We start from the raw sequence: 1,378 nt of genomic DNA on the forward strand, positions 1-1,378 counted from the left end.
GTGCGCATGCCGCCCGGCTCCACGACGGTCACCTTGACGCCCAGCGGCGCGACCTCCTTCGCCAGCACCTCCGAGAAGCCGCCGACCGCGAACTTGGCGGCCTGGTAGGCGGACAGCCCGGGCGTGGTCGCCCGACCGCCGACCGACGACACCTGGATGACGTGACCCGAGCCCTGCTCGCGCAGCACGGGCAGCGCGGCCCTGGTGACGTTGACGACGCCGAACAGGTTGGCGTCGACCTGCGCGCGGAAGTCGTCGGCGGGCGTGTCCTCGACCGAGCCCGAGTTGGCGTAGCCCGCGTTGTTGACCACCACGTCCAGCCGGCCGAACGCCGTCACGGCGGCGTCCACGGCCACCCGCGCGGCCACGGGGTCGGTCACGTCCAGCGCCACCGCGCGCACCCGGTCGCCGTACCGCTCGGTCAGGTCGGCCAGCTGCTCGGGCCTGCGGGCGGTCGCGACCAGGGAGTGACCGGCGGCCAGCACCTTCTCCGCGATCTGGCGGCCGAGGCCGCGGGAGCTGCCGGTGACCAGGAAGACCTTCGACATCGCAATTCCTAACTGACTAGTTGGTTAGCTTCTGTCACCAGCAAAGCACTCCGACCCCGAGCTGTCAACTAGACGGTTAGTCAGGTATCATGACCCGCATGGCTGGTGACGCGGAGGCGACCCGGCGACGGCTGCTGGACGCCGCCGCCGCGGAGTTCGCCGAGCACGGGATCGCAGGCGCCCGGGTCGACCGGATCGCCGCCGCGGCGAAGAGCAACAAGGCGCAGATCTACCACTACTTCACCAACAAGGACGGCCTGTTCGACGCGGTGCTGAGCGAGCTGGCGCGGGACACGCTGCGCGAGGCGCCGATCGACCCGGCGAACTTGCCGGAGTACGCGGGACGGCTGTTCGACCGCTTCACCGACAACCCGGTCAAGGAGCGGCTCGCCAAGTGGTACCGCCTGGAGGGTGAGGGCTACGCGGCGGTCGAGGTCGTGGTGGCGAGCACCAGGGACAAGCTCGCGGCGATCGCGAAGGCCCAGGAAGAGGGCCTGGTCACGACCCGCTTCACGCCCGTGGAGCTGCTGGCGCTGGTCGTGCACATGTCCGCGCTCTGGGGCTCGGTGACCCCGGAGATGGCCGGGCACGCGATCGACATTCCCCGGGAACGCCGCCGCCAGGTCGTCGTCGACGCGGTGGCCGCGATCCTCAAGGACTGACCGACCCCTTCAGGGCGTCGGACCGAGGAAGGCCGTGAGCATGGGCAGGAACCCGGGCGCCAGCTGATCGCGCCGGGGGACGCCGGGGCGCGGACCGCCGGTGAACAGGCCGTGGTCCGCACCGGGGAACACCGCGATCCCGTGCCCGTGCCGCCCGACGTCCGGCAG

The 1,378-nt window shown here is 71.4% G+C and carries 2 protein-coding genes; one reads left to right on the top strand and one right to left on the bottom strand.

Features of this window, described 5'->3' with window-relative positions; genetic code table 11:
* On the bottom strand, nucleotides 1–548 hold a 548-nt coding region (locus tag AB0G02_RS28525), incomplete at its 3' end, for an SDR family NAD(P)-dependent oxidoreductase (protein ID WP_360799709.1).
* A 98-nt stretch (nucleotides 549–646) separates the two neighbouring features.
* On the opposite strand from AB0G02_RS28525, the gene AB0G02_RS28530 reads away from it, so the two are divergent.
* Entirely contained in the window at nucleotides 647–1,210 is a 564-nt protein-coding gene (locus tag AB0G02_RS28530; protein ID WP_360799711.1) for a TetR family transcriptional regulator, read from the top strand.
* Nucleotides 1,211–1,378 lie beyond the last annotated feature (168 nt).

Origin of the sequence: Actinosynnema sp. NPDC023658 (genome assembly GCF_040639995.1) — a bacterium.
Classification (GTDB): domain Bacteria; phylum Actinomycetota; class Actinomycetes; order Mycobacteriales; family Pseudonocardiaceae; genus Actinosynnema.

Coding starts and splice junctions, on each gene's coding strand:
- AB0G02_RS28530 (WP_360799711.1), top strand. CDS start 647: ATGGCTGGTGACGCGGAGGCGACCCGGCGACGGCTGCTGGACGCCGCC.